The organism is Collimonas sp. GW821-FHT07E08 (assembly GCF_059418905.1).
In genome coordinates, this window is sequence record NZ_JBWKQR010000015.1 from 41,702 (window position 1) to 66,932 (window position 25,231).

21 protein-coding genes are annotated in these 25,231 nt (G+C 60.8%); 5 read left to right on the forward strand and 16 right to left on the reverse strand.

All coding sequences use genetic code 11. The features are described from left to right. Position 1 precedes the first annotated feature (1 nt). Together ruvX and AC07RZ_RS18945 are read right to left on the reverse strand one after the other, a co-directional pair. Positions 2 to 421, reverse strand: coding sequence for a Holliday junction resolvase RuvX (ruvX, locus tag AC07RZ_RS18940; RefSeq protein ID WP_092396704.1), 420 nt, complete (start codon positions 419 to 421; stop codon positions 2 to 4). A gap of 30 nt (positions 422 to 451) precedes the next feature. Beyond that, the gene (locus tag AC07RZ_RS18945) at positions 452 to 1,177 is read right to left on the reverse strand and encodes a YqgE/AlgH family protein (RefSeq protein ID WP_144742215.1); all 726 of its coding nucleotides are present in this window, start codon (positions 1,175 to 1,177) and stop codon (positions 452 to 454) included. A 53-nt stretch (positions 1,178 to 1,230) separates the two neighbouring features. Here AC07RZ_RS18945 and AC07RZ_RS18950 point away from each other — a divergent pair, with 53 nt between their 5' ends. Next, positions 1,231 to 2,709, forward strand: coding sequence for a cryptochrome/photolyase family protein (locus AC07RZ_RS18950; RefSeq protein ID WP_494669121.1), 1,479 nt, complete (start codon positions 1,231 to 1,233; stop codon positions 2,707 to 2,709). Between the two features lie 66 nt (positions 2,710 to 2,775). Here the strand turns inward: AC07RZ_RS18950 and AC07RZ_RS18955 are convergent, their stop codons facing one another. From AC07RZ_RS18955 to AC07RZ_RS18980, 6 genes are all read right to left on the reverse strand, one after another. After that, the gene (locus tag AC07RZ_RS18955; protein ID WP_494669122.1) at positions 2,776 to 8,622 is read right to left on the reverse strand and encodes a hybrid sensor histidine kinase/response regulator; all 5,847 of its coding nucleotides are present in this window, start codon (positions 8,620 to 8,622) and stop codon (positions 2,776 to 2,778) included. A gap of 160 nt (positions 8,623 to 8,782) precedes the next feature. Further along, positions 8,783 to 11,167 carry a methyl-accepting chemotaxis protein gene (locus tag AC07RZ_RS18960; protein WP_494669123.1) on the reverse strand — a complete coding sequence of 795 codons (2,385 nt, stop codon included), beginning with the start codon at positions 11,165 to 11,167 and terminating at the stop codon, positions 8,783 to 8,785. A 67-nt stretch (positions 11,168 to 11,234) separates the two neighbouring features. Further along, on the reverse strand, positions 11,235 to 11,825 hold the full coding sequence (locus AC07RZ_RS18965) for a chemotaxis protein CheW (protein ID WP_494669124.1): 591 nt from the start codon (positions 11,823 to 11,825) through the stop codon (positions 11,235 to 11,237). Between the two features lie 65 nt (positions 11,826 to 11,890). Then, complete coding sequence (locus tag AC07RZ_RS18970) at positions 11,891 to 12,256, reverse strand: response regulator (RefSeq protein WP_038485766.1); 366 nt, start codon at positions 12,254 to 12,256, stop codon at positions 11,891 to 11,893. A gap of 53 nt (positions 12,257 to 12,309) precedes the next feature. Next, positions 12,310 to 12,726, reverse strand: coding sequence for a response regulator (locus AC07RZ_RS18975; protein ID WP_092396696.1), 417 nt, complete (start codon positions 12,724 to 12,726; stop codon positions 12,310 to 12,312). 160 nt (positions 12,727 to 12,886) lie between these two features. Next, on the reverse strand, positions 12,887 to 13,039 hold the full coding sequence (locus tag AC07RZ_RS18980; protein ID WP_061536974.1) for a rubredoxin: 153 nt from the start codon (positions 13,037 to 13,039) through the stop codon (positions 12,887 to 12,889). Positions 13,040 to 13,149: 110 nt separating this feature from the next. Here AC07RZ_RS18980 and thiD point away from each other — a divergent pair, with 110 nt between their 5' ends. Both thiD and hemL read left to right on the forward strand, forming a co-directional pair. Continuing rightward, complete coding sequence (gene thiD, locus AC07RZ_RS18985; protein WP_144742161.1) at positions 13,150 to 14,001, forward strand: hydroxymethylpyrimidine/phosphomethylpyrimidine kinase; 852 nt, start codon at positions 13,150 to 13,152, stop codon at positions 13,999 to 14,001. Between the two features lie 62 nt (positions 14,002 to 14,063). Continuing rightward, the gene (gene hemL / locus AC07RZ_RS18990) at positions 14,064 to 15,347 is read left to right on the forward strand and encodes a glutamate-1-semialdehyde 2,1-aminomutase (RefSeq protein WP_494669125.1); all 1,284 of its coding nucleotides are present in this window, start codon (positions 14,064 to 14,066) and stop codon (positions 15,345 to 15,347) included. Positions 15,348 to 15,390: 43 nt separating this feature from the next. On the opposite strand, the gene corA is transcribed toward hemL, so the two are convergent. The 8 genes from corA to mpl all read right to left on the reverse strand — a co-directional run bounded on the left by corA (position 15,391) and on the right by mpl (position 23,797). Next, positions 15,391 to 16,356 carry a magnesium/cobalt transporter CorA gene (corA, locus tag AC07RZ_RS18995; protein ID WP_494669126.1) on the reverse strand — a complete coding sequence of 322 codons (966 nt, stop codon included), beginning with the start codon at positions 16,354 to 16,356 and terminating at the stop codon, positions 15,391 to 15,393. Positions 16,357 to 16,460: 104 nt separating this feature from the next. Then, positions 16,461 to 17,156, reverse strand: a complete 696-nt coding sequence (gene mtgA / locus AC07RZ_RS19000) for a monofunctional biosynthetic peptidoglycan transglycosylase (protein ID WP_092396688.1) — start codon at positions 17,154 to 17,156, stop codon at positions 16,461 to 16,463. A gap of 34 nt (positions 17,157 to 17,190) precedes the next feature. After that, positions 17,191 to 18,012, reverse strand: coding sequence for a shikimate dehydrogenase (aroE, locus tag AC07RZ_RS19005; RefSeq protein ID WP_494669127.1), 822 nt, complete (start codon positions 18,010 to 18,012; stop codon positions 17,191 to 17,193). Continuing rightward, positions 18,009 to 18,908, reverse strand: a complete 900-nt coding sequence (locus AC07RZ_RS19010; protein ID WP_494669128.1) for a TonB C-terminal domain-containing protein — start codon at positions 18,906 to 18,908, stop codon at positions 18,009 to 18,011. Before AC07RZ_RS19010 ends, aroE begins: the two co-directional genes overlap by 4 nt. A gap of 107 nt (positions 18,909 to 19,015) precedes the next feature. Beyond that, positions 19,016 to 21,103: a ribonuclease catalytic domain-containing protein gene (locus AC07RZ_RS19015; RefSeq protein ID WP_494669129.1), complete on the reverse strand. Its 2,088-nt coding sequence runs from the start codon at positions 21,101 to 21,103 to the stop codon at positions 19,016 to 19,018. 8 nt (positions 21,104 to 21,111) lie between these two features. Continuing rightward, on the reverse strand, positions 21,112 to 21,801 hold the full coding sequence (locus AC07RZ_RS19020) for a chorismate--pyruvate lyase family protein (RefSeq protein WP_494669130.1): 690 nt from the start codon (positions 21,799 to 21,801) through the stop codon (positions 21,112 to 21,114). Beyond that, entirely contained in the window at positions 21,801 to 22,403 is a 603-nt protein-coding gene (locus AC07RZ_RS19025; RefSeq protein WP_494669131.1) for a YqiA/YcfP family alpha/beta fold hydrolase, read from the reverse strand. The genes AC07RZ_RS19020 and AC07RZ_RS19025 overlap by 1 nt, the downstream gene beginning before the upstream one ends. Next, a complete protein-coding gene (gene mpl / locus AC07RZ_RS19030) occupies positions 22,400 to 23,797 on the reverse strand; it encodes a UDP-N-acetylmuramate:L-alanyl-gamma-D-glutamyl-meso-diaminopimelate ligase (protein WP_494669132.1) in 1,398 nt (465 codons plus the stop codon). Before mpl ends, AC07RZ_RS19025 begins: the two co-directional genes overlap by 4 nt. A 174-nt stretch (positions 23,798 to 23,971) precedes the next feature. On the opposite strand from mpl, the gene AC07RZ_RS19035 reads away from it, so the two are divergent. Continuing rightward, positions 23,972 to 24,613 carry a hypothetical protein gene (locus AC07RZ_RS19035; protein WP_494669177.1) on the forward strand — a complete coding sequence of 214 codons (642 nt, stop codon included), beginning with the start codon at positions 23,972 to 23,974 and terminating at the stop codon, positions 24,611 to 24,613. After that, positions 24,613 to 25,134, forward strand: a complete 522-nt coding sequence (locus tag AC07RZ_RS19040; protein ID WP_494669133.1) for a TlpA family protein disulfide reductase — start codon at positions 24,613 to 24,615, stop codon at positions 25,132 to 25,134. Before AC07RZ_RS19035 ends, AC07RZ_RS19040 begins: the two co-directional genes overlap by 1 nt. The last annotated feature ends 97 nt before the right edge of the window (positions 25,135 to 25,231 follow it).

Sequence of the window (25,231 nt, forward strand, 5' to 3'; positions counted from 1 at the left end):
GTCATACAGATAAATCGTCAGGCAAACCGTCAAAATACTGCTGCAGGATGATCGCGGCAGCCTGGTCGTCGATCACATCTCCCCGCTGCTGCTTGATCACCGCTGACGAATAGCGTTCATCGACCAGCACCGTGGCGACATCGTAGCGGCCGTGCAGCTGGTTGGCAAAACGCTGGCAACGGACGCTCATCTCGTGCGTTGCGCCGTCCGGATGCAGGGGCAGGCCCACCACGCACAGCACCGGCTGCCACTCTTTGACCAGGGCCGAGATTTCGGCAAACTTGCCGTCGTTGGTGGCTGCGCTGATGACCTGCAACGGCTGCGCCTGCTTCAGCACGGTGTTGCCGACCGCCACGCCGATGCGTTTCAGGCCGAAATCGAATCCCAGCACGGTGCCGGCGATATCCGTCACGCCAGCCATGCCAGGCTCCCGCACAGATCTTTCGGCAACTCACGCACGCCCGGATTCCCCGGTCAGCATGTACGGCGAAATCCCCAGCAGGTTCACCGCGGCGGCAAACCGCTCGGCAATCGGCAATTCAAAAATGATGGCGGGGTCGGCGGCGACAGTCAGCCAGCCGTTGTGGACAATCTCGCTTTCCAGCTGGCCGGCACTCCAGCCGGAACAGCCGAGGCTGACCAGGATGCGCTGCGGGCCGCTGCCATGCGCCACTTCTTCCAGCACGTCCTTGGAGGTGGTCATGGCGATCTGGTCCGTCACTTTCAAGGTGGACGAATAATTCTTGATCGGCGCATGCAGCACAAAACCGCGCTCAACCTGGACCGGGCCGCCAAACATGACGGGCCGGTCGGCGATCGGGTCGTCGAAACCCAGTCCAGGGCTGATTTCAAGCTTGAGGTCGATGCGGTCGAACAATACCTGCATGGTCATGTCGGTCGGCTTGTTGATCACCACGCCTAGTGCGCCGTTGGCATTATGTTCACACAAATACACCACGGTCCCGCCGAAAACGGGATCCAGCATGGAAGGCATTGCAATAAGGAAATGATTTGTCAGATTCAAAGGAGGGGAATCAGCACCAGCCTTCGCGCCGCCCTTGCGCGCGGGAGAATCGTCCGGAGTTGTATCTAGCTTGGCCATGGACCGCATTTTATCAGTTTTGAATACGCTAAAGCCGCTTTGAATAGTGTCGCATGTCGGGTAAAGTCGCCGCAAGCCGCCTCGGCGTTGCCTCACAATCATTCATTTTTCATCTCCATCGCGCCTGCATGCTGAAATTCGAGAAATCCCTGGTCTGGTTTCGCCGCGATTTGCGCGTGTCCGATCACGCTGCCCTGCACCACGCCCTGAAAACCAGCGCGGCGGTGTTCTGCGTGTTCGTGTTCGACACCGATATCCTGCAGCCATTGCTGGATGCCGGCCTGAGCGCCGACCGCCGGGTTGAGTTCATCCACGGCAGCGTGATCGAGCTCGACCTCGAATTGCGCAAACTGGGCGGCGGACTGCTGGTGCGCCACGGCGCCGCCGGCGATGTCGTTCCTGCGCTGGCAAAGCAGCTTGGCGTCAACGCCGTGTTCAGCAACCACGACTATGAGCCGCGGGCGCGGCAGCGCGATGCCGATGTCGCCGCATTGCTGGCTGCCGATGGCCGGGTCTGGCACAGCTATAAGGACCAGGTGATTTTTGAGCGCGACGAAATACTGACCATGGCAGGCCAGCCGTTCTCCGTGTTCACGCCCTACAAGAACGCCTGGATGAAAAAACTGGCAGTGGCCGATGGCTCTTCTTTCTTGAAACCCTACCAGGTAGAAAAATATGCGGCGCGCCTGGCCTCGCCGTCCTCCTCTCCTCCTGAAACAATCCCCAGCCTGGCCGCGCTGGGATTCAAGAGAACCAACCTGCGAGAACTGAAGATCGCGCCAGGCATGGCTGGCGCCGCCGCCCTGCTGGAGGATTTCACGGAACGTATCGGGCAGTACGGCCAGAGCCGCGATTTCCCGGCCGCCAAGGGACCATCGTATCTTTCAATACACCTGCGCTTTGGCACTATCTCGATTCGTACGCTGGCCCGCACGGCGTATCAGACCTTGCACCAAGGCGCCGCCGCAGGAGGTGCGGCAATATGGCTGTCGGAATTGATCTGGCGCGATTTTTATTTCATGATCCTGCATCATCATCCGCACGTGGCAATGGCCGCCTTCAAGCCAGGCTATGACGCCATCCAATGGGAAAGCGGCGAACGCGCACACAGCCTGTTCCAGGCCTGGTGCGACGGCCGCACCGGTTATCCGCTGGTGGATGCCGCCATGCTGCAACTCAATCAGAGCGGCTATATGCACAATCGCCTGCGCATGGTGGCTGCCTCCTTCCTGATCAAGGATCTCGGCATCGACTGGCGTTGGGGGGAACGCTACTTTGCCGAGCGCCTGAACGACTTCGATCTCGCCGCCAATAACGGCGGCTGGCAATGGGCTGCGTCGTCGGGTTGCGATGCGCAACCCTATTTCCGCATTTTCAATCCGCTTACCCAATCCGGGAAATTCGATCCCGATGGCAAGTTCATCCGCCGCTACCTGCCGCAACTGTCAGCGCTCGACAGCAAACACATCCATGCGCCATGGCTGGCGCCCGCGCGGGAACTGGAACGGGCCGGAATCAAGCTGGGACGGGATTACCCGCTACCGCTGGTGCAGCATGACGAAGCACGTAAGGCAACCTTGCTGCGCTACGAGGCGGTAAAAAAATGAGTGCGGAGTAAGAGAAATCCATGCGCGTGTGCGAAAAATACATCTTCCGCACACGCGCATGAAAGGTTATTGCAGAGTGTTGACTTCTTTGTTGATGAACGACTTGATGGTGCTGATCAGCTCATCTTCCTGGTACGGCTTGCCCAGGTACTCGTTGACGCCCAGCTCCATTGCATAGCTGCGGTGCTTGGCCGCCGTACGCGACGTAATCATGATGATGGGGATATGGCGTGTGCGGTCGTCATTGCGGATGTTGCGGCTCAGATCGAAACCATCCATACGCGGCATTTCAATATCCACCAGCATCACGTCCGGCGTAATCGCCTGCAGCTGCTCCAGCGCATCGACGCCGTCTTTCGCCAGCACCACCTGGTAACCTTCGCGCGACAGCAGGCGCTGGGTAACCCGGCGCACGGTCAGCGAATCGTCGACCACCATCACCACGCTCTGGCTGCGCAAGCCCTGCACTGCCTGGGCCGTATGCGGCGTGCCGGATTCGGCGCCGACGCTCATCTCCGCTACCGCGCCCAGCGTTTCGTGGGTCGCCAGGTGCGATTGCCGCGGCGCCCGCAATTCGTGCGAAAAACGCATTGCCAGCGGCACCGGATTCAAGATCAGCACGATATCGCCCGAACCCAGCACGGTTGCACCGGCAATCCCGATCATCCGCGACAGCTGCGGGCCGATGTTCTTGACCACGACTTCTCGGTTGCCGACGATTTCATCGACGTGTATCGCTACCCGGTCGTTGCCGCTGCGCAGGATGATGATCGGCGAATATTGCTGCGCCACCGGCACCATGTCGATATCGCCCAGCAAGGTAGACAGATATTGCAGCGGCACTTTATGGCCTTGCCAGATCAGCGAACCATCGTTATAAGCGGCGGCCAGCGCCTTCGCCTTCAATTGCTGCACCTGTTCGACCAGCGCCGACGGCACCGCATACGTGCTGCCGCCCGTGGTCAGCAGCACCACCTGGGTCACTGCCAGCGTCAACGGCAGGTGGATCGTGAAATGCGTGCCCTGGCCAGGATCGCTGCTGACAGAGACACGGCCGCCCAGCGATGCTGCCTCAGAGCGCACCACGTCCATGCCGACGCCGCGGCCGGCCAGTTCGGTGACGTCTGCGGCGGTGGAAAAGCCGGGACGGAAAATCAGGTCGGTGGTTTCCAGGTCGGATATCTGCTCGTCGCTTTCCAGCAAGCCGATCATGCGCGCCTTGTCGCGGATGCGCTGCAGGTTCAAGCCTTGGCCGTCATCCGACAGCTGGATCAGGATTTCATTGCCGTCCTGGCGGATTTCAATCTTCAACTCGCCGGTTTCGTTCTTGCCGGCAGCGCGCCGCGCTTCGCGCGATTCGATGCCGTGCACGATCGCGTTACGCAGCAAATGCTCGAACGGGGCGATCATTTTTTCCAGCACGCTGCGGTCGATTTCCACGTTGCTGCCGCGGATGTCGAGGTTGACCCGCTTGTCCAGCTCCTTGGCGACCTGGCGCGTGAGCCGGTACAAGCGCTCGGCGATGCTGGCAAACTGCACCATGCGCACATGCATCAGGTCCTGCTGCAGGTCACGCGTCAGGCGGCGCTGGGTCAGCAAGTCGGCGTTGGCGCCGTCTACCGTACTGGTCAGGTTCTTTTGCAGCGAGGCGACGTCATTGACGCTCTCGGCCATCATCCGGGTCAGTTCCTGCAGCCGGGTGAAGCGGTCGAATTCAAGCGGGTCGAATTCGCGTTCGCCGGCCAGCGTCATGCGCGAGCTGATCTGCGCTTCCGCCTGGATTTCGATTTCCCGCAACTGCCCGCGCAGGCGGTCGACGTTTTCGGTCAGTTCCGACAAGGACATCTGCAAGGTGCCGATGCCGGATTCCAGCCGCGAACGTGTGATCGACACTTCACCGGCCTGGTTAACCAGCCGGTCCAGCACTTCGGCGTTGACGCGCACCTGCGACACCAGGCCGGTGGCGCTGGTAACCGCGGGCACCGGCGCCACGCCAGCGGCCAGCGACGGCATCACGCTCGGCAGGTTGACAGGATCGTGCGCTTCCGGCGCAGGCGCGGCGGCTACGACCGGCTGCTGCGCCTGTGGATTGCGCAGGTTCTCGAACATCTGCACGCCGCGGTCATAATGCGCCAGCAATTCGTCGATGGTGTGCCGCGAAGAGCTGCCCGTTTGCAGGATCACTTCGATATGGCTTTCCATCTCATGCATGTGCTGGCCCAGCACCATCGCGCCGGCCATGCGGGCGCTGCCCTTGATGGTATGCAAATGACGCAGGATCGCTTGCGACGGCTTGACGTCGGCAGGGCTTTGCTGCCAGCTGCGCAGGGCGCTGCCGATTTGCGGCAGCATGTCGCTGCCCTCTTCCAGGAATATCGGCAGCAAGTCAGGATCCAGTTCATCCCGCACCACCAGCGACGGATCGATCTCTTCCTTCGCCGGTTCAAACAACTGCTGCACGGCTACGGCCGGGGCCGCCGCTATCGGCTGCATATCGCCTGCATCAGCCGGGACGCTTGCGCATGTTTCTTCAATGATCGCAGGGACCACGTGGAGATGGCTCTCGGCCACTGGCTCGGTTATCTCTGCAACCGCTTGCGGCGGCGCTACGTGGACAGCGGCTATCGTCTCGCCGACGGTTTCCGGCAACGTTTCCACGCCGCGCGATTCCTGGCCCTGCCACAAACTATCCAGGCTGCTGACCAAGGCCGGCTCGTAATACGGCATGTCGCCTTGCGAGAACTGCTGCAGCATCCATTTGATCCGCTCGACGCCAAACTGGAGCGTGTCGTAGTCGGTTCCGTGCAAGCTGCTCGGCTGCAGCGCCATCCGCTGCAATGCCATCTCGAGCGCATGCGCCACTTCCTGCAAAGGCTTGAAACCTACCGTGGCGGAACTGCCTGCCAGCGAGTGGGCGGCATGGACCGACTGCGTCATGACCGGCCGTTCCGGCTCATGCCGCCATTCGGCGAAATCGTGCGACAGGTGACGCACCAGCTGGTCAGTCTCGGCCAGGTAGATATTGTAGAGCGGCAGGCTGATGGTCAGGTCGCCGATCTGCTTGGTGCTGTCGTCATGGCGGATTTCCTGCATGCCAGGAAAGGCGATCACTTCCGCACTGGCCGTCGCTGCCGCCGGCGCTGTTTCGATAGCCGCGGGTTCCGCAACGGCTTCCGCCTGCGCCTCGAACTGGATTTCCGGCAAGCCGGCTTCTGCTATAGCCGCAGGCTGCGACGCGGCGGTAAACAAGGCCAGGGCGTCGTCGCTCAGCTGGATTTCTTCGGCCTGCGCCGGCAACTCAAGCAGATCGCTGAATTCCAGCAGCTCCTCCGGCTCAACCACCGCAACAGCTGCAGGATCGGCAAATGGTCCGCCGTCACGCACCCGCGCGGCGATCTCGGCCAATGCGTCAGGCGTCCGTTGCGAATGCCCATGCTGCTGGATTTCCTTTACCCAGCCGTCCAGCTGGGTCACGGCATGGTCCAGCAAGGCGTTCAGGTCGGCGCTCACAGCACGCGATTCCGACAGCCACAGGTTCAATACCTGTTCAATGCTCCAGGCTGCTTCGCCGAAAGCGTTCAAGCCGATCATGCGGCCGCTGCCCTTGAGGGTATGGAATGCGCGGCGCAGTACTGTCAAGGGTTCTTGCTTATGCGGGGCGTCGTGCAGATGCAGTTGCGGCAGGGTCTGCCTGGCGTTCGTCAGGACCTCGTCCGCCTCGGACAAAAAAATCTCACGCAGTTCGGCGTCAGCCTCCTCGTCGCTGACTGCTGCCGGCGCTACCGGCGCCGCGGCTTCTGCCGTGTGCAGCGGCACGATGGTGGTGACGATTTCCGCCAGCGACTGCTGGGATGCTGAAAAATCCGGATGATCGAGGATGTCGATGGCTGCCTGGGCGCGGTCGGTAGCTTCGGGATTGTCGCTCAAGGCGGCATCGACCCGCATCTGCACCAGCGACTCTTTCAGCCGTTCCTGCAATTCCGGGTCATGCGGCTGCGCGGTCAAGGACAGCGCCAGTTCCGCCGATTCCTGCTGGTGCTGCAGCAGCTCGTCTTCCACCGTCGCCAGCTCAGGCAAGGACGGCAAGCTGTCGCCTGCGGCGGCCGGCGTTTGATTGTCGGATGCAGACGACGGCACTATCGGATCAGGCTGCGGAGCGGCGACCACGGCGCGCCGTTCCAGCAGGTTGATGCGGAACACGCCCGCTTCTTCGTCAAAAGTGAAATGATTGTTCTGGGTATCCGACTGGTGCTGCAGCGTTTCGATAAAGAAGCTGAGCGCGCCGATGTTTTGCGCAATCCGCTCGAATTCTTTCTGCTCCGGCACCACGTCGCTGCCTTCGGCGGCAAAGCGCTGCAGGGTGCTGCGCGTATGTTCGACCACGCGCATGGCGTCGCTCTGCTCCTGGATCGCCAGCGCGCCCTGGATCTGGTGCAATACCTGCTCGATCTGGGCCAGCACTTCGCGCCGCTCCGGATCGTTGAAGAATTCGTCCAGCATCTTTTCGACCTGGCGCAGGCTGGACAGCATTTCAGAAGCCAGCATCTTGACCGTCTGGCGCTGCTGCGCCTCGCGGTAGATATCGTCGATCCATTGCGCCGGCTTGCCCAGCGTCTCGCCGGACACGACCGACAGCAGGCGCGCCGTCATTGCATCCGCGCGCTCGGAAAAATTCTCCGGCAGGCGGCTGATGTGGTTCAGCGTGTTTTCGATAAACAGCAGGCTGGTGGCGATTTCCATGCAGATCGCATCGCCCGGCCGCGAATGCGCAGCATGGCGGGCAATGCCGTTGAGTTCGCGCAGCAGCTTCGACAGCGACGGCGCGTTCAGCCGGCTGCCGGCTTCGCTCAAGCCATGCATTTCCTGTTCGAAGGCAGACGCCGGGCTGGCGTCGCCGCTGGCCAGGCGGTCCCACATGTTCTTGGCCTGCGCCAGGCGGTCCTTGGCGGCGCTCAAGGCATCCAGGCTGATCTGGCCGTAGTGGCGCGTGCTGTAGTCGGCCGGCACCAGGCCGTTGAGGCGATAGGCGACACGGATCTGGGTCGCCAGCTTGGAAGTCTGCTCGATGCCGGCGATAAAGAACAAGGCGTCGCGCAACAGCCGTTCCGAGATGCTCGACGAACCCTGGCTCAGGCGGCGCAGCTGCAGGTTGATGCGGGCAAACAGCTGCTTGACGTAGAGCTCGTTCGATACCTGGTCGGTGGCGACCGCTTCGGCGAAGCCATGCATCACCCACCAGAACGCGCGCGATTGCTGGTTGCGCTGCATCTGTTCGACTTCAGTCACCACCGTTTGCATGGCGGTGGCGTTTTCCAGTTCAATCGCCTTGTCGGCGCTTTTCAGGAACGGCAGCAGCGCGCGCTCGAAGCGCTTGCGCAACGGCAGGTAAACGTCGGCCTGGACCGCCGCGGCTTGCTCTGCCGCAGGGAAATGGGGGCGAATCGTCAGGTCGGGGAAAAACAGGTCGGCCGGATGGATGCGTTCAGCGCCGCGGATCTCCAGCAGCGCCTGGTAATACGGAAACAGGCGGACCGGCTGGTGGCTGCCGCCGGCCAGCACTTCGTCCAGGTATTCGATCAGCGCCTGGTAGGCATTGCCGATAACCTGCGCATGCTGCGCGCTCAGTTCGGCATGGCCGGACTCGGCGCGTTCAAGTATGTCTTCAACCGTTTCGGTGATGATGGTGACGCCGTCGATATCGACCATCTGCAAAGCGCCGTGCGCCTGGTGCAGGTAGGTCTTGGCGTGGCGGACAGCTGTCAGGTAATTGTCGCTGGCAACATCGCCGGCTTGGGCCAGGGCGGCGCCGGACTGGTTCAGCGCCTCGCGAATTTCGCTCATCACCCATGACAACGGTCCGGTATCAAGGTGCGTCCGCGCAGAGTCAGCGGTGCTGGAAAAATCGGTGGTCATGACTGCCTCATGGATTCAGGGAGTGGCCAGGGAATCGACCACGATGCATATCCATTGCCCGGGCACGCGCGACAACAGCGCAAGCCCCGGGGCAAGGATGCCGTGCCTGCTGGTCCCGGTTCAATGACAACAAACGGGGCAGCAAGCACGGTGCCACACATTAATTGGTCACGCGGAAACGCGATACCGAGCTCTTCAAATCTTCTGCCAGCTTGGACAGTTCACGAATCGACAAGGCCGTCTGTCGTGTACCTTCCCGTGTTTTTTCAGTCACTGAAAGAATGTTTTGAATGTTGGTAGCCACGCCGTTTGCCGAATTGGCCTGCTGCTCGGTTGTGGAAGAAATGCTTTGAATCAGTTCCGCCAGGCGGTTCGAAACGCGCCGGATATCCGACAAGGCCGCACCGGCCGCATCTGACAGCTTGGCTCCTTCGACCACCCCTTGCGTCGAACGCTCCATCGCCACCACCGCATCGTGAGTGTCGGTCTGAATGGTGCGCACCAGCGCGCCGATCTGCTTGGTCGCCGCGCCGGAACGTTCCGCCAGGCGCTGGACTTCTTCCGCCACCACCGAGAAGCCGCGGCCCGCTTCGCCTGCCGAAGCCGCCTGGATCGCCGCATTCAGCGCCAGCACGTTGGTCTGTTCGGTAATGTCGGAAATCAGTTCGGTGATTTCACCAATTTCCTGCGACGATTCACCCAGCCGCTTGATGCGCTTGGAAGTTTCCTGGATGTGCTCGCGGATTTCATTCATGCCTGAGATCGCGTTTTCCACCGCCTTGGAGCCTTCTTCAGCCGCACTAACCGACTGCCGCGCCACTTCAGCCGACTCGCTGGCCGATTTGGAAACGTCGGTAATCTGGGTCGCCATGTCCAGGACCGCTTGCGTGGTTTCCTGAATATCGCGCGACTGCCGCTGCGACGCTGCCAGCAGTTCGATCGAAATGCTTTGCGCCTGGTCCGATGCGATCGTCACCTGCTGGGCGGTGGCGGTAACCCGTCCTACCAGCCCGCGCAACTCTTCCACCGTATAGTTCACCGAGTCGGCGATCGCGCCGGTAATGTCTTCCGACACCGTCGCCTGCACCGTCAAGTCACCGTCCGCCACTTCCTGCAATTCATTCATCAGGCGCAAAATCGCGGCCTGGTTCTGGTCGTTGGCGTTACTTGCATCTTCTTCCTGCTTGATCGCTTGCAGACGCTGTTCTTCCGCTTCCATCCGGCGCACATCGGCTTCATGGGTACGGTGACGTCCGTCCTGCACCTGGACCCAGGCAATCCCCGCTGCTGCCAGCAGGGTAACCAAGGCAGCCAGCAGCATCAGCCAGAACCAGATGCTTTGCGAGTCCTGCGCCTCGCGATAGGTATCTTGCAATGCGCCCAGGCGTTGCTTGAGGTTTTCGTTCTCGGTAAAGATCAGCTGTTCCGATTGTTTCGCCGAAACGAAGTTCTGCATGTTGCCCAGGATCGATGCCACCGATTCCTGGTACTCGGCAAAGCTCTTTTCCAGTTCGGTCAGCTTGCTGCGCTCTTCTTCGCTCTTGCTGGCCGGCAGGCGCAATACATCGCTTCCGTTCAGGAAGCCGCTGACGATGTCGCGGAAAGTATTGGTGTCCTTGCCCAGCAAGAACGCGGTTTCCGGGTTCACACCTTCGGAGGTCAGGAATTCATTGGCGCTGCGGCCGAGACGCTGGGTCAGCATGACCAGCTGCGAGGAAGCCGCGATTTCGCGCGGAGTGGCGCCGGTCTGGGTTTTCAGTGTCGCGATCTGCTCTGACAAATCGAGCAGGTTGGGCGAGATGCCGTTCAGTTTTTGCAGCGTCACACCGAAGCTGGTCAATTCCTTTTGCAGCTTGAGGATGGTCTCCGCAGCCTTGTCGGTATTCGACCAGACCTTGTCGACTTCGGCCAGCTTGGAACCCATGGTGGCGCTAGGGGTGCCGATATCGTGCCCCTTGTAGTCGCCGCCCTTGCGCAGGATGCCCAGGTCCTGGTTGAATTCCTTGCGGCTGTCGGCCAGCTGCTTGAACGCTTCAGGGTTACCCTGAATCGCATTCGGCGTCGCCTTACCGATACGCTGCGAGTGCATCAGCGCATCGCCGGCGATCTGGGTCTGGGTCGAGCTCATCGCTGAACTCTTGGCGCTCAGCCACAGGAACAGGATGGTCAGCAGCAACGCGCCGACCAGCACGGTCACCAGCAGCCGGATCTGCTTTTGCTGCGGCAGTTTGCCGATCAGCGGCAATGGCGAGGAGTCAGGACTGGCGAGGCTGGCGGCGGCACTGGTGAAGGACGGTGCAGCGGCGGGTTCCTTGGCAGCTTCCTGAGGAGCGGCGGCAAACGCCGGGGCAGGGGCCGCTTGCGGCGCGGCGGCCGGCTTCGGCAGCGGCGCCAGCAGCGCCGCAGGCGGCGGTTCAGGCATGAAACGCTCTTCCATGACGGTCTGCTCCGGATCATGCATCAATGCTTCCTGCACGAAACGATCGCCCGCTTCGCCCTGCTCTTCCTTGGCCGCCTTGGATAAAGACGGTAGTTTGAATGCCATTACAGAATCTCCTAATTGCAAATTCGCTGCCACCGGATACCGCTGCAATTGCAACGGCACCTGGGACTCATAAACCTACTTGTAAAAAACGAGGGTCGTGCAAGATCTGGGCCATGCTCAGCTCGGTCCAGAGCTGCGAGTCGCTGTCGAGATAGCGCTTGGCGCCTGCCTGGTCCAGTGACTGCGGGGCTTGCAGGGTCATCTGGGCGACGTTGCGCAAGCCCAGGACGCGAGAAACCAGCAAGCCGCTGTTGAACGAAAACGATGGTGCAAAAGCGACAATCCGGCATTCCTTGTCAATTTGCGTCACCCCAAGGCCCTGGAAACGCGCAAAATCGATCACGCTGATCAGCGTGCCGCGCACATTGCTCAGTCCCAGGTACCAGTCGTGGGTCAACGGCACCCGCGAGATCTGGTCGACCGCGACGATCTCGCCCGCCTCTTGCAAATTCAGCAACCAGCGGGTCTGCCCGATCAGCAAGCCGAGCTGGCTTTCCTGCGCTTCGGTGCCGCTGCGCGCAGCCTGCATCCGTTCCAGCAAGTGCGACTGGAATTCACGCAGCCGGCTGCGGCGCGAGTCGGCGTCAAGGGCGACCTTGTTGACGGGTAGCGACGAGGGCGATGTTTCTGCCGTCAGATGTGAGCTTGATTGGGTCATATTGATTGGGCGCTCATTTCGCGTAAACTCGGCTTAAATTCAGCAACGTTGGAACCGGCGCTCGATTAACCAAGCGCAGCGATTTTCGCCAGCAGTTCTTTCGGATCGATAGGTTTCACCAGGTAGTCGCGCGCACCTTGGCGCAGGCCCCAGATACGGTCGGTTTCCAGGCCCTTGCTGCTGCAGATGATGATGGGGATGTCCTTGGTGTCGTCGTCGCGCGTGATCGAGCGCGTTACCTGGAAGCCGTTCTGGCCCGGCATCACCACATCCATCAGGATCAGCTGCGGCTTGTCGGCCTTGATCTTGTCGAGGATGCCTTCGCCGTTTTCGGAAGTCGACACCGAGTAGCCGGCCTTCGCCAGGATATCGGTCAGGAAATAACGCTCGGTTGGCGAGTCGTCGACGATGAGAATCTTCTGTATGGCCATGTTCAACCTTTATTTGCTTCGTACTTCAAATTATGTAAATCAGTCAGCCTGCATCATGCAATGACCGGGATGGCACCGTCCGCTGTCTGCGTGTGCTGGCGCACCGCCTTCAGCAGACTGTCTTTGGTAAACGGTTTGGTGAGATATTCGTCGGAACCGACCATGGCGCCGCGTGCGCGGTCAAACAGGCCGTCCTTCGACGACAGCATGACCACCGGCGTAGCATGGAATTTAGCGCTCTTCTTGATCAGCGCGCAGGTCTGGTAACCATCCAGGCGCGGCATCAGGATGTCGCAGAAAATCAGCGCAGGCTTGTGATCGTTCACTTTCGCCAAGGCATCGAAGCCATCTTCGGCAAGTACGACCTGATAACCAGCCTGGCTCAGGAAAATTTCCGCGGAACGCCGGATTGTGCTGCTATCGTCAATGACCATTACCTTCAGGTTGACGCCGCCAAGTGATGTTGTCATGAAATCGTCTCATTCAATCCAAATAAATCTACGGCGTCACTGTAACAAAGAAAGACATTCCTTAGAACAATGTTTATGAAGGGCAGCCGATAAAGTTCAATTTATTTTGTAACTTGAGACAATAACTTGATATTCCTGCAATGAAAATGTGGTATTTGGCTTAAATGGCAACCATTTCAAAGTCTTCCTTGCGCGCGCCGCATTCCGGGCAAGTCCAGTTCATCGGCACATCGTCCCACCGGGTGCCGGGAGCAATGCCTTCTTCCGGCAAACCGGCCTCTTCGTCATAGACCCAGCCGCAAATCAGGCACATCCAGGTTTTGAACTCTGCGGGTTTGGTAGTTTTGGTAGTTTCGTCATTGCTCACAGCGGTGATCCTTCAATCAAGTAAAATGCAAAGTCGGATATCTTAATCTACCCGCCGTGCAAAACCAAACTTCTCCACTTATATTGACCTTCGGCGTTGCCGACCCCGTCGGCGCCGCCGGCATCCAGGCTGACCTGGCCACGTTTTCGGCCATGGGCTGCCACGGCCTGTCCGTCATCACGTCGATCCTGATCGGCGACACCGCCCGCATCGAAGACACCCAGCAGATCGACGCTGACTGGGTGGCGGACCAGGCGCGCGTGCTGCTGGAAGACATGCCGGTGTCCGCCTTCAAGGTAGGCGCCGTCGGCAGCATCGAAAGCGTTTCGGTGATCGCCGAGATCGTCTCGGATTATCCTGAAATCCCGCTGATTCTAGACCCTTTTTTATCGGCCATGCCAGATCAGGGGCAAGACAGCGAAGACCTGCTGACCGCCATCCGCGAGCTGCTGGTTCCGCAGACCACGGTGATGCTGGTATCGGCGGTGGAACTGTCGCGCCTGGCAGAGACCTGGCGCGAACCTTCGTCCGAAGACATGATGAGCCTCGATGCCATGCGCATCATCGAACTCGGCTGCGAATACCTGTTCGTGACCGGCACGCCTACGCCCGCGGCCGAAATCGGCAACACCCTGTTCAATGAATCGGGCGTGGTGCGGCAAGACAGCTGGCCGCGCGTTTCGGGCTCTTTCAGCGGCGCCGGCACCACCCTGTCGGCAGCGATCGCAGCGATGCTGGCCAACGGCCTTGACGTGCCGGAAGCGGTGTCCGAGGCGCAGGAATTCACCCTGGCCGCCGTCACCGCCGCGCAACGGCTGGGCATGGGCAAGCTGATCCCGGACCGTTATTTCTGGGCCCGCGAAGAGGGGCTGGAACGGCATGACGAGGATGGCGGCGACGCCTCCTGACCTGCCCCTGGCCGTCGCACGCGACAGCACCTTTCCATACTTATTTTTCAACGATCAAGAATATGACTTCCAATAACGACACCTTGTTTGCCCGCGCCCAGCTGACCACTCCCGGCGGCGTCAATTCGCCGGTGCGCGCCTTCCGTTCGGTGGGCGGCACGCCGCGTTTCATCACGCGCGCCGAAGGTCCGTATTTCTGGGACGCCGACGACCGCCGCTATATCGACTACATCGGTTCCTGGGGTCCGGCGATTGTCGGCCACGCCCATCCGGCCGTGGTCAAGGCAGTGCAGGACGCCGCTGCGCGCGGCCTGAGTTTCGGCGCGCCGACCCAGGGTGAAATCGAGATCGCCGAAGAGATCTGCAAGCTGGTGCCGTCGATCGAACAGGTGCGCCTGGTCTCGAGCGGCACCGAAGCCACCATGAGCGCGCTGCGCCTGGCGCGCGGCGCCACCGGCCGCGACAAGATCGTCAAGTTCGAAGGCTGCTACCACGGCCACGCCGATTCGCTGCTGGTCAAGGCCGGCAGCGGCTTGCTGACCTTCGGCAATCCGACTTCGGCCGGAGTGCCGGAAGATTTCGTCAAGCACACCCTGGTGCTCGACTACAACAACGCCCAGCAGCTGGAAGACGCGTTCAAGGACATGGGCGACCAGATCGCCTGCGTGATCGTCGAGCCGGTGGCCGGCAACATGAACCTGGTGCGCGCGACGCCGGAATTCCTGCAGACCATGCGCCGCCTGTGCACGCAGTACGGCACCGTGCTGATTTTCGACGAAGTCATGTGCGGCTTCCGGGTGGCGCTGGGCGGCGCCCAGGCGCTGTATGACATCAAGCCCGACATCACCGCGCTGGGCAAAGTCATCGGCGGCGGCCTGCCGGTGGCGGCGTTCGGCGGCCGCGCCGACCTGATGGGCCACATGGCGCCGCTGGGTTCGGTGTACCAGGCCGGCACGCTGTCCGGCAATCCGGTAGCGGTGGCGGCCGGCATGAGCACGCTCAAGCTGATCCAGGAGCCTGGTTTCTACACCAGGCTGGGGACGCAGACCGGCAAGCTGGTCAACGGCCTGGGCGCGGCGGCGAAAGAAGCCGGCGTCACCTTCAGCGGCGACGCGATCGGCGGCATGTTCGGCTTGTATTTTGCGGCGGCGGTGCCGGATAGTTATGCGACAGTGATGGCGTCCAGCAAGGACCTGTTCAACAAATTCTTCCATGCCATGCTGGACGCCGGCGTATACCTGGCGCCGTCGGCGTTCGAAGCGGGTTTCGTATCGGCGCAGCACGATGACGCGGTGATCGAGGCCACCATCGCCGCAGCGCGCGGCGCATTCGCGCAGCTGGTTTAAGCTGCACGCAGGGCGGTTTCCCGCTCTGCTTTTCAAAGTATTTTCAGTTGAGCCAGCCGCGCCGGCGGAAATACCAGAACGGCGTGATCGCCGAGCACACCATCAGCACCAGCGCAAACGGATAACCGAGCGCCCAGTCGAACTCCGGCATGAAATGGAAATTCATGCCGTAGATGCTGGCGATCAGGGTCGGCGGCAAGAACGCTACCGAGGCGACCGAGAAAATCTTGATGATCTTGTTCTGGTTGATGTTGATGAAACCGACCGTCGCATCCATCAGGAAGTTGATCTTGTCGAACAGGAAAGCAGTGTGGCCGTCCAGCGATTCGATGTCGCGCAGGATCTGCCGCGCATCCTCAAACTGGTCCACGCTCAGCAGGCGGCCGCGCATCAGGAAACTCACCGCGCGGCGCGTATCCATCATGTTGCGCCGGATGCGGCCGTTCAAGTCTTCTTCATGCGCCATGGCGCTCAAGGCTTCGGCCGCGGCCTGGTCCGTCAGTTTCTTTTGCAGCACGCGCTGGCTGACCTCATCCAGCTGCTTGTATACGCCCTCCAGGGCGTCGGCGGAGTACTCGGCATCGGTCTGGTACAGGTCCAGCAATACGTCCTTGTAATCGCCGATAGACCCCGGCCGCGAGCGTGCGCGCATGCGCACCAGGCGGAACACCGGCAAATCCTCGCCGTGCACCGAAAACAATATGTTGCGCGCCAGGATAAAGGCGACCGTAACGGTGGACGACGGACCGTCGTCCTCTTCAAACAGAAAATCGGTGCGCAGGTGCAGGTCGCCGTTTTCGGCTTCATAGTAACGGGCTGATGCCTCGATATCCTTGACCTCGTCTTCCCCCGGCAAAGTTACGCCGTAGATACTCTTGACCCAGGCCCGTTCCTGGTCGTTCGGTTCGGTCAGGTCGACCCATACCGGCTGTACTTTCTCAAGGTCGCTGTGACTCTCGATGTTGACCTGGCTGAGGCGGCCGTTCTGCAAAACAAATACATTGATCATGCTTACCTCGACTGGTATTCAGGGAAGTTGCTTTTCCATTTCCTGCGTCCCGGGAATGGCGGTTCGCTGCAAATCAAACAACTTCTGGCAGCGCGTATATTAAATCAAGGCAATTCAGCCGAGCCCATGCGCCGCAAAATCAGGCCGGTGCGTTGCGACAGATATGCCGAGCCGCGGTTCTTGTCGTAAAAGCGCGGCTTCGGCAGCATCACCGCAAGCCGCGCGGCCTGGCTGGCGCCGAGGTTGCTGGCAGAAGTCTTGAAATAATGCTGGGCCGCGGCTTCGGCGCCGAACACGCCGTTGCCCCACTCCACCACGTTCAGGTAGATTTCGAATATGCGCTCCTTGTCCATCCAGAACTCGAGCATGTAGGTGATGACCAGTTCCTGCCCTTTGCGCAGGTAACTGCGCTCGCCGGACAAGAACAGGTTTTTCGCCAGCTGCTGGGTGATGGTGGAGCCGCCGCGCACGACCTTGCCCTTCTTGGTGTTTTTTTCGTAAGCCTGCTGCAGGGCGTCCCAGTCGACGCCGTCATGCTCCGAGAAATTGGCATCCTCCGAGGCGATGATGGCGCGCTTCAGGTTATTCGAAATGCGCGAGTACGGCACCCACTTGAATTGCAGCTGGGCGTCCGGCACGGTTTCATGCAACTCCGACAAGCGGTGCCGCATGAAGCTGGTGGAACTTGGATTGTGATCGACCCACCACCCGATCTGCAGGAAAAAATACAGCTGCAGCAGCAGGACTGCCGCGATCAGCAGCATACATAAGCGCAACACAAGCTTGCCGACTGACTTCATCCCGGTTCCCTGCAAATAATTAACTGAACAATGCTTAAAGCTGCGCGCGCAAGGCGGCAAATAATTCATCGGTATGCGGACGCACCCCGCGCCAGACAAAAAACGATTCGGCCGCCTGCTCCACCAGCATGCCCAGGCCGTCGCGCACCCGGGCGCCGTGGCTGGCAGCGAACTGCATGAAAACCGTCGGCTGGGCGCCGTACATCATGTCGTAGGCCAGCGTGGCCGGACCGAATACGCTGGCGGCCAGCGGCGGCAGCTCTGCCTGCAGGCTGGCGGAGGTGGCGTTGATCACGAGATCGTACTGCTGCGTTGCTTCGGCAAACCCGCAGGCGTTCAACAGGCAGCCGCCGCGCTGTTGCTGGAACTGCTGCACCAGCTGCTGCGCCTTGGCCGCGGTGCGGTTGGCAATCGTCAGCTGTGCGGGCTGGCGTTCCAGCAGCGGCAGCAGGACGCCGCGCGCCGCGCCGCCGGCTCCCAGCAGCAGGATTTTTTTATGCGCCAGCTCAAAGCCGGCATTGCGCACGATATCGGTGACCAGGCCAACGCCGTCGGTGTTGTCGCCGAGTATTGCGCCGTCGTCGAATTTCAAGGTATTCACGGCGCCGGCAGCCTGTGCCCGAGGGGTCAGGGCAGTGGCCAGCGCATACGCTTCCAGCTTGAACGGCACGGTGACGTTGGCGCCGCGGCCGCCTTGCGCGATGAATTCCTGCACTGCCGCCGCAAATCCATCGAGCGGCGCCAGCAAGCGTCCATAACGCATGTCCTGGGCGGTGTCGGCGGCAAAGCGTGCGTGGATGTCGGGCGACTTGCTGTGCGCGACCGGATTGCCGATCACCACGTAAGCAGCGGTCATTGGTTGGTCCCTCCCATCAGTTGCGCTTCGAGCAAGCCTTCGCGGGTGAATTCGAAGGTGGAGATCACTTCCCACACATCATCCTTGCCGCTGCTGCGCATGTTCTCCGGGAAGCGTCCGAACGGAGCCGAGCGTTCAATGATTTTCAAGGTAGCGCGGTCGAGCTCGGGATTGCCGGAGCCGCGCTCGATCCTGGGACCGCCTTCCCTGGTGTAGAGCGAGCCGTCCTGGTAAATCGGGATGTACACCACCAGCCGTCCGTACAGGTTCCTGCCGTTCTTTTTGGGGAAATTCAGCGTGCCCAGTTTTTCGACCTTGTCCTGGAACGACTTGTAGTAGGCGGCGTAGCCGACGGCACGCGTGCTTGGCGTGATCTGCGTCTTTTTCGGCCGCTTGTTGTAATCGTCGATATTCTTGGCGATTTCCGCTTCCTTGCGGGCGATCGCCTTGGCGCTTTCGACCAGGTCGTTGCCGTTAGGCTGCGGCGTGCTGTCGCTGGCCTTGTCGTTAACGTCCATGGCCGGCATCCGCAGCGGCGTTTCCTTGCGCATCTGGGCCAGCATCTGTTGCTGCTGCTGTTCCAGCTGCTCGATGCGGCGCTTGGTGGCCTGCACGTTGTCGCCGTCTTCCGACTTGCGCATGTCGGGCAGCGGCGACTTGGCGCGGCCGGCATCGGCGTTGCCGCCGCCGTCCAGGTTGGCTTGCGCCAGCGCCTCCGCCTTGACCGGCTTGGTATTGTGCTTGGCATTGACCAGGATCACTTCCAGCAACGGGTCGGTAGGTTTCAGCTTGAACGCTTCCGGCGCGGCAAAGCGCACCGCCAGCAAGCCCGCATGCGCCAATACCGACGCCGCGATGGCGCCGACCAGGATTCGATTTTGGAAAAAGGATTTCACGCGTGGGCTAAAAATGGCTATAAAAGTGAGAGATTCTACGGCAAAGAGAGGTGCAGAGAGATGCCTACGGGAAATTTATCGTGGCTTTCCGCGCTTGCCGCAGGAGTTCATTCCGCCAGTGGCTTGATCTCCTCGACGGCGCTTCCGGGTTCGGCGGCCGTATCGCCGGCCGGAGCCTCCGGCGGCACATCAACTATCTCATGCGGCATGTCCATGGCCGCATCCAGTTCTTCGGAAATTTCCTCTTCGTCCTCCGGCTCCAGCAGCTGGGCCTCGGCGCTTGGCGCCGCACAGACTTCCAGCAAGCGCGCCTCGACCGTCAGCTCGACCTCGTCCCAGCGCATGATGTCCAGCTTGACCTGGGTGCCGCGCGCCAGCTGTTGCATGCCTGGCAATTTGATGATCAGCGGGATTTCCGCCAGGCGCAGGATTTCGTCTTTCAGCACCGCCGCGTCGACCTGGCGCGTTCCGTGCTGCGCCTGTTCCTGGGCCAGCCAGCGCAAGCACCAGTATCGCTCCATGTTCGACTGGAAGTCGCCATAACCGGAATAAGCGGCGTCGAAACCGGACACGATGGCGAACAGGTCGGCGTCGCGCGGCTTGAACGGCGCTACCAGCGGCGCGGCAACCCCGCCTTCGACGCAAGCCAGGATCTGCCACTGGTTGACCAGGTCGGTATACCGGCGCAGCGGCGAGGTGCTCCAGGCGTACTGGTCGACGCCCAGCCCTTGGTGCGGCGCTGCGTGGGTGACCATGCGCACCTGCATCTTGGCGGCCCAGCCGCCGCTGCCGCCGCCCTGCGCGCGGTAGATGCCGGGCACGCCGTGGTCGGACATCAGCTTGCCCCAGCTGCTGTTGGCGAAGATCATCAGTTCCGCCACGATCTTGTCGAGCGGCGCACCGCGCTTGCGGCGCGCAATCGTGACCACATCGTCTTCCACATAGAAATTGAAATCGACGCGGTTGTTCTGTTCGGGCCGCAAACCGAAACTTTCGCGCTTGGCCATGCGGCCCTGTTCCAGGACCTGTATCCATTTCCACAACAAGGCGATATCGGCCTTGTGCGGATACTCGCCGGCATCGTTGGCGAGATTTTCTTCGGTCACCAGCTCGTCCAGCGTGTTGTGGCGCAGGTTGGCTGAAATCGGCACCAGTTCGGCCTTGGTCTCGGTGCTGACCACGCTCCAGTCGGCGGGGTCGAGCGTGGCGTATAGCGACAGCGCCGGGCAGTTCTTGCCTTCGGCCAGGGTGAAGGCTTCCACCAGTTCGTCCGGCAGCATGGTGATCTTGTCGCCGGGCATATACACAGTCGACATGCGCTGGCGCGCAATCGCATCCAGCCCATCGCCGCGCTTGATGCCCAGGCCCGGGGCGGCGATATGGATGCCGACCCGCACCTTGCCGTCCGCCAGCGTCTGCACCGACAAGGCGTCGTCGATTTCGGTAGTGGTTACATCGTCAATGGAAAATGCCTGCACCGGCGCCAGCGGCAGATCCGCCACCGCAGGAATGGCGATCTTGGGAAAGCCGGAACCTTTCGGGAAAAATTCCAGCAGGAACCTGGAAAGATGCAGCTGCTTCGGCGAAGCGATGCCGCCCACCGTCAGCATCAGGCGCTGCGGCGATGTCTGCAATTCGTTGCAGGCGGCTTCCAGCGCCTTGTATTCGATACTGTTCTTGTCTGGCTTGAACAGCAGCTGCAGCGCCAGCGGCTTCATCACCTCGGGCAATTGCCCGGCCTTCAGCTGGGCAACGTATTCGGCCTGGATCAAGGCTTGCTGCCGTTTCTTTTCGATGCCGGCCTGGGCCGCTTTCAGCGACGCTTCCGGCGCCGCCTTGTAGCGGCCCTTGCCCTTTTTATAAAAATAAATCGGCGCCGTGTGCAGGCTCAGCAGCAAACCCGCAGCTTCGGCCGGCAACGGCGCATGGCCGAAATATTCCGCGCCCAGTTCGGCAAAACCGAATTCTTCCTGGCCCGCCACTTCCCACAGGAAATCGAGCTCTATTCCCTGCGCCAGCTGCTGCGCTTCTTCCAGCAGCTGTTGCGGCGTCGGCGCGGTGAATTGCAGCAGCACATCCTTGGACTTGACCTTGCTGCGTTTGCCCGACGGCAGTTCGACCTGGTAGGCCTCGCCTTGCTGCGACAGTACGACACCTGCTTTAAAGTCGCCGGACTCTTCAAAAAATAGATTCATTGCATGCTTTACGTGTGGATTTCTGATGATACCGCTGCCAGGCCTGTTGCAGCGTCAAATGAAGTTTGTTGATAGGCAGGAACAATCGGCGAGGAAAGACCGGGAGCAGCCGGGGACGGCATCGCCTTCGGATCCGGCCGCACCCTCTGCAATTGTTCGATCTCGGGGAAAAATACTTCTGTCACCAGCATCACGCCGGTTTTACGGCGGAAGGTGGAACGCCTGGCCCACAGCGGATAGGTAAAACCGTCGACGCCGGTAGCGGCGCACATGCGCCGCACCAGCGGATGATCGTGATAAAGCCGGGCGAACTGCAGCTGTCCGCGCGCCACCAGCGGATCGCCGAACAGCGTGGTGCCTAGCGAGCGCTCGCCCAGCGTACTGAAGAACGGCCATTCGGTAGTGGTTGCATCGAGCGCCACCACCGTATGCCCCAGCACCATCGGGCGGCCGTCGCAACGCAGCAGGACATCCCGCTCCTGCACCTGCAGGCGGCGCGGCAACGCGATCCTTTGCCACTCGTCGGCCAGGCATAACGCTCGCTGCTGGCGCAGGCGCTGGACCCGGAACTGCTGGCAATGGGCCATCAGCTTGTAGGTCAGCGAGACGCGGTCAGTCAGCCAGTCGCGCAAATTATCGGAGGGATGGACGCCATTGGCATGGTCATGCCATTGGGCGCAGGTACGGGAACGCGGCATCAGGTCCTCGCTGCCGGCGCAGGTCCAGCAGCGGCGGCGATTCCGCAAAATGCCAGCACCGCACCGGCATAGTCGGCGAATTCGCTGATGCCGTGGTCGCTGCCTTGAATCACCTGCTGCCTGGCTTGCGGATAATGGCCAACCATTTCGCGCCAGTCCAGGACTTCGTCGCCGGTGGCGGCGATCAGGAAATAACGCTCCGGCCTGGTGATGCGGGTTATCTGCAAAGCCTGCAACTCGGCGATGTACTCGCGCTTGAATTCAAATGGCTGGCCGGAATGGTATTGGGTACTGACGCCGACATATTTTTCCAGGTCGCGCGGCGGCTTGACCGCCGGATTCAGCAGCACCGCGCGGCAGCCGGTTTGCTCGGCCAGCCAGGTAGCGTAATAACCGCCGAGCGACGAGCCGACCAGGGTCAGTGCGGCAGGATCGCAATCCTTGATGCAGCCTTGCGCCACGGCAATTGCGGCGGCCGGCGAGGCCGGCAGCTGCGGACACTGGTATTCGGCCGCCCTTCCCAGCTGCTGCATGCGTTCAGCCAGCAGGCGCGCCTTGAACGAGTGCGGCGAAGAACGGAAGCCGTGCAGGTACAGGATCATTGCGCGCCAGGCGGGAGTGAAGACAAGGCGGCAAGAATCTTTTGATGCACGCCGCCGAAACCGCCGTTGCTCATCACCAGCACCTGGTCGCCCGGCCTGGCGGCCTTGGCGATCGCCGCCACCAGCCGGTCAAGCTCGTGGTAAGTACTCGCTTTGTCGCCCAGCGGCTGCAGTGCGGCGGCCAGGTCCCAGTCCAGCGCATCCTTGCCGGCGCCCTTGGCGCCGTAGCCGAACACCAGGTCGGCTTCGCCCAGGCTGCCCGGCAGCGCTTCTTTCATGGCGCCCAGCTTCATCGTGTTCGAACGCGGCTCCAGCACCGCCAGGATGCGCGCCGCGCCGGCTTTCTTGCGCAGGCCGGCGACGGTGGTGGCGATTGCGGTCGGATGGTGGGCAAAATCGTCATATACCGCAATCTGGCGCACGGTGCCGCGCAGCTCCATGCGGCGTTTCACATTTTCAAAGCGCGACAAGGCATTGATGGCCTGGACCGGCGGCACGCCGACATGACGGGCGGCGGCAATCGCGGCCACTGCGTTCATGCGGTTATGTTCGCCGCTCAATTCCCACTGCACCGTGCCCTGCGGCTGGCCATCGAGGGCCACTTCAAAGTGGCCGTTGTCCTGCGTGCGCAGCGTCCAGCCTTGCCGGTCGCCGCCGAAAAATTCCTTTTCGCTCCAGCAGCCACGGTCCAGCACCCGCTGCAATGCCGGTTCGCGGGCATTGACGATCAGCCGGCCGATGCCCGGGATGGTGCGCACCAGGTGATGGAACTGGGTTTCGATCGCAGCCAGGTCGGGGAAAATGTCGGCGTGGTCGTATTCCAGGTTGTTCAGGATCGCCGTCCTGGCGTGGTAATGGACGAATTTGCTGCGCTTGTCGAAAAATGCCGTGTCGTACTCATCGGCTTCGATCACGAAAAACGATGATGGCGCGCCGCCCTTGCCCGACAAACGCGCCGAAATGCCGAAATTCATCGGCACGCCGCCGATCAGGAAACCCGGATCGTAGCCGGCGTCTTCCAGGATCCAGGCCAGCATGGCGGAGGTGGTGGTCTTGCCGTGGGTGCCGGCCACCGCCAGCACCCATTTGTCGCGCAGGATGTGCTCGCCTATCCATTGCGGCCCCGAGACGTAAGGCAGGCTGCGGTTCAGGATTTCTTCCATCAAGGGGTAGCCGCGCACCACAACGTTGCCGATCACGTACAGATCCGGCTGCAAGGCGGTCTGTTCCACGCCGAAACCCTGGATCAGGCTGATGCCCTGCGCCTCCAGCTGGGTGCTCATCGGCGGGTACACATTGGCGTCGCAGCCGGTGACTTTATGCCCGGCCTGCTTGGCCAACACCGCCAAACCGCCCATAAAGGTGCCACAGATGCCAAGGATATGAATATGCATTCTTGAATTTCACTATGCTGAAAAGAGGAATACCGTGATTTTACCTGAGCAGCTGCCGCACTCGTTAGCAGGGCTTGGAAAAAGTGAAATACGGAAAAATCGGTGCAGTTTCGGATTTGCCTTAAGCCAGGTATTCGGGGAGCAAGGGGACGCGCGCAGGCAAATCGATTTATCATGCCGCTCATGGCATCCAATCTCTCACCCGAACTAGAACAGCTGCGCGCAGAAATTGCTGCCGCGGCGGCCCGCATGATCGCCGAAGACGGCGCCGACTATGGCACCGCGAAGCGCAAAGCGGTGGAACTGTGCGTCGGCAGCAAGCGCGGCGGCGGCAAGATCCGTGGCGATTTCCTGCCCGATAACGCCCAGATCGAAGAAGAAGTACGCATATATAACGAACTGTTCTTTGCCGACACACAACCGGCACGGCTCTTGCATTTACGCCAGATCGCCGCGGAAATCATGGCTGAACTGGTGCAATTCAAGCCTTATCTTACCGGCGCGGTCCTCAACGGCACTGCCGGGGAGCACTCGGATATCCATCTGCATTTGTTTGTCGACAGTCCCAAAGACGTAGAAATTTTTCTTTTTAACAAGAATGTGCAATTCGAAGTCTCGACCGGCACGCCGCTTAAAACCGGCAGTAATAACGACCCGGTGGAAACTGTGAGTTTCATGTATAAAAAAGAGGGGCTGCATCTGACCCTATATGAAACTGACGATTTGCGAGGTAGTATCAGGGCCGCATCCGGGAAACGCGCTGAACGGGCCGACCTGAATACCGTACTGGCCCTGATCGACAAAGAAGAAAATTAATGAAAAGAAATATATTGATATTTGTGCCTATCGCGATCTTATTTTGCGCGATCGGCGTTTATTTTGGCATGCAGCGCCATACGCCGGCGCCACCGGAAAGCGCCGCGGTAGCCAGCCTGCTGGCCCAGGAAATGCCCGACGCCAGCGGCAAGGCCAGCGCCTTGTCGCAGTGGAAAGGCAAACCCCTGGTAGTCAATTTCTGGGCAACCTGGTGCGCGCCCTGCGTGGAAGAGATGCCGGAACTGAATGCCCTGCAAACTGAAATAGCCGCAAAAAATATACGAATTATCGGCATCGGCATCGATTCTGCGGACAACATCGCAAAATTTGCTGACAAATACAAAATCTCCTACCCCTTGTACGTGGCGGGCACCGGCGCCACCGCATTGCTGCGGCAATTTGGCAACCAGAGCGGCGGCCTGCCTTTCACGGTATTGATCGGTAGCGATGGCCAGGTGAAGAAAATGTACCTGGGCAGCATCAAATTCGATGAACTGCGAAAAGACTTGGCATTGCTATAAGCTGAAAACTTACCGCAGAAACATTTAACAATGCCGGACCGAAATTTCACAGAAACAAATTTCCCCTTGCCAGTCAACGTCATTTGACGGCAAAATG

Coding starts and splice junctions, on each gene's coding strand:
- corA (WP_494669126.1), bottom strand. CDS start 16,356: ATGATCAATGTATTTGTTTTGCAGAACGGCCGCCTCAGCCAGGTCAAC.
- AC07RZ_RS18970 (WP_038485766.1), bottom strand. CDS start 12,256: ATGGCCATACAGAAGATTCTCATCGTCGACGACTCGCCAACCGAGCGT.
- hemL (WP_494669125.1), top strand. CDS start 14,064: ATGACTTCCAATAACGACACCTTGTTTGCCCGCGCCCAGCTGACCACT.
- AC07RZ_RS19015 (WP_494669129.1), bottom strand. CDS start 21,103: ATGAATCTATTTTTTGAAGAGTCCGGCGACTTTAAAGCAGGTGTCGTA.
- AC07RZ_RS18950 (WP_494669121.1), top strand. CDS start 1,231: ATGCTGAAATTCGAGAAATCCCTGGTCTGGTTTCGCCGCGATTTGCGC.
- AC07RZ_RS18980 (WP_061536974.1), bottom strand. CDS start 13,039: ATGTGCCTGATTTGCGGCTGGGTCTATGACGAAGAGGCCGGTTTGCCG.
- AC07RZ_RS18955 (WP_494669122.1), bottom strand. CDS start 8,622: ATGACCACCGATTTTTCCAGCACCGCTGACTCTGCGCGGACGCACCTT.
- AC07RZ_RS19020 (WP_494669130.1), bottom strand. CDS start 21,801: ATGCCGCGTTCCCGTACCTGCGCCCAATGGCATGACCATGCCAATGGC.
- AC07RZ_RS18960 (WP_494669123.1), bottom strand. CDS start 11,167: ATGGCATTCAAACTACCGTCTTTATCCAAGGCGGCCAAGGAAGAGCAG.
- AC07RZ_RS19040 (WP_494669133.1), top strand. CDS start 24,613: ATGAAAAGAAATATATTGATATTTGTGCCTATCGCGATCTTATTTTGC.
- AC07RZ_RS19025 (WP_494669131.1), bottom strand. CDS start 22,403: ATGATCCTGTACCTGCACGGCTTCCGTTCTTCGCCGCACTCGTTCAAG.
- AC07RZ_RS19035 (WP_494669177.1), top strand. CDS start 23,972: ATGCCGCTCATGGCATCCAATCTCTCACCCGAACTAGAACAGCTGCGC.
- AC07RZ_RS18965 (WP_494669124.1), bottom strand. CDS start 11,825: ATGACCCAATCAAGCTCACATCTGACGGCAGAAACATCGCCCTCGTCG.
- mtgA (WP_092396688.1), bottom strand. CDS start 17,156: ATGAAGTCAGTCGGCAAGCTTGTGTTGCGCTTATGTATGCTGCTGATC.
- ruvX (WP_092396704.1), bottom strand. CDS start 421: ATGGCTGGCGTGACGGATATCGCCGGCACCGTGCTGGGATTCGATTTC.
- mpl (WP_494669132.1), bottom strand. CDS start 23,797: ATGCATATTCATATCCTTGGCATCTGTGGCACCTTTATGGGCGGTTTG.
- aroE (WP_494669127.1), bottom strand. CDS start 18,012: ATGACCGCTGCTTACGTGGTGATCGGCAATCCGGTCGCGCACAGCAAG.
- AC07RZ_RS18975 (WP_092396696.1), bottom strand. CDS start 12,726: ATGACAACATCACTTGGCGGCGTCAACCTGAAGGTAATGGTCATTGAC.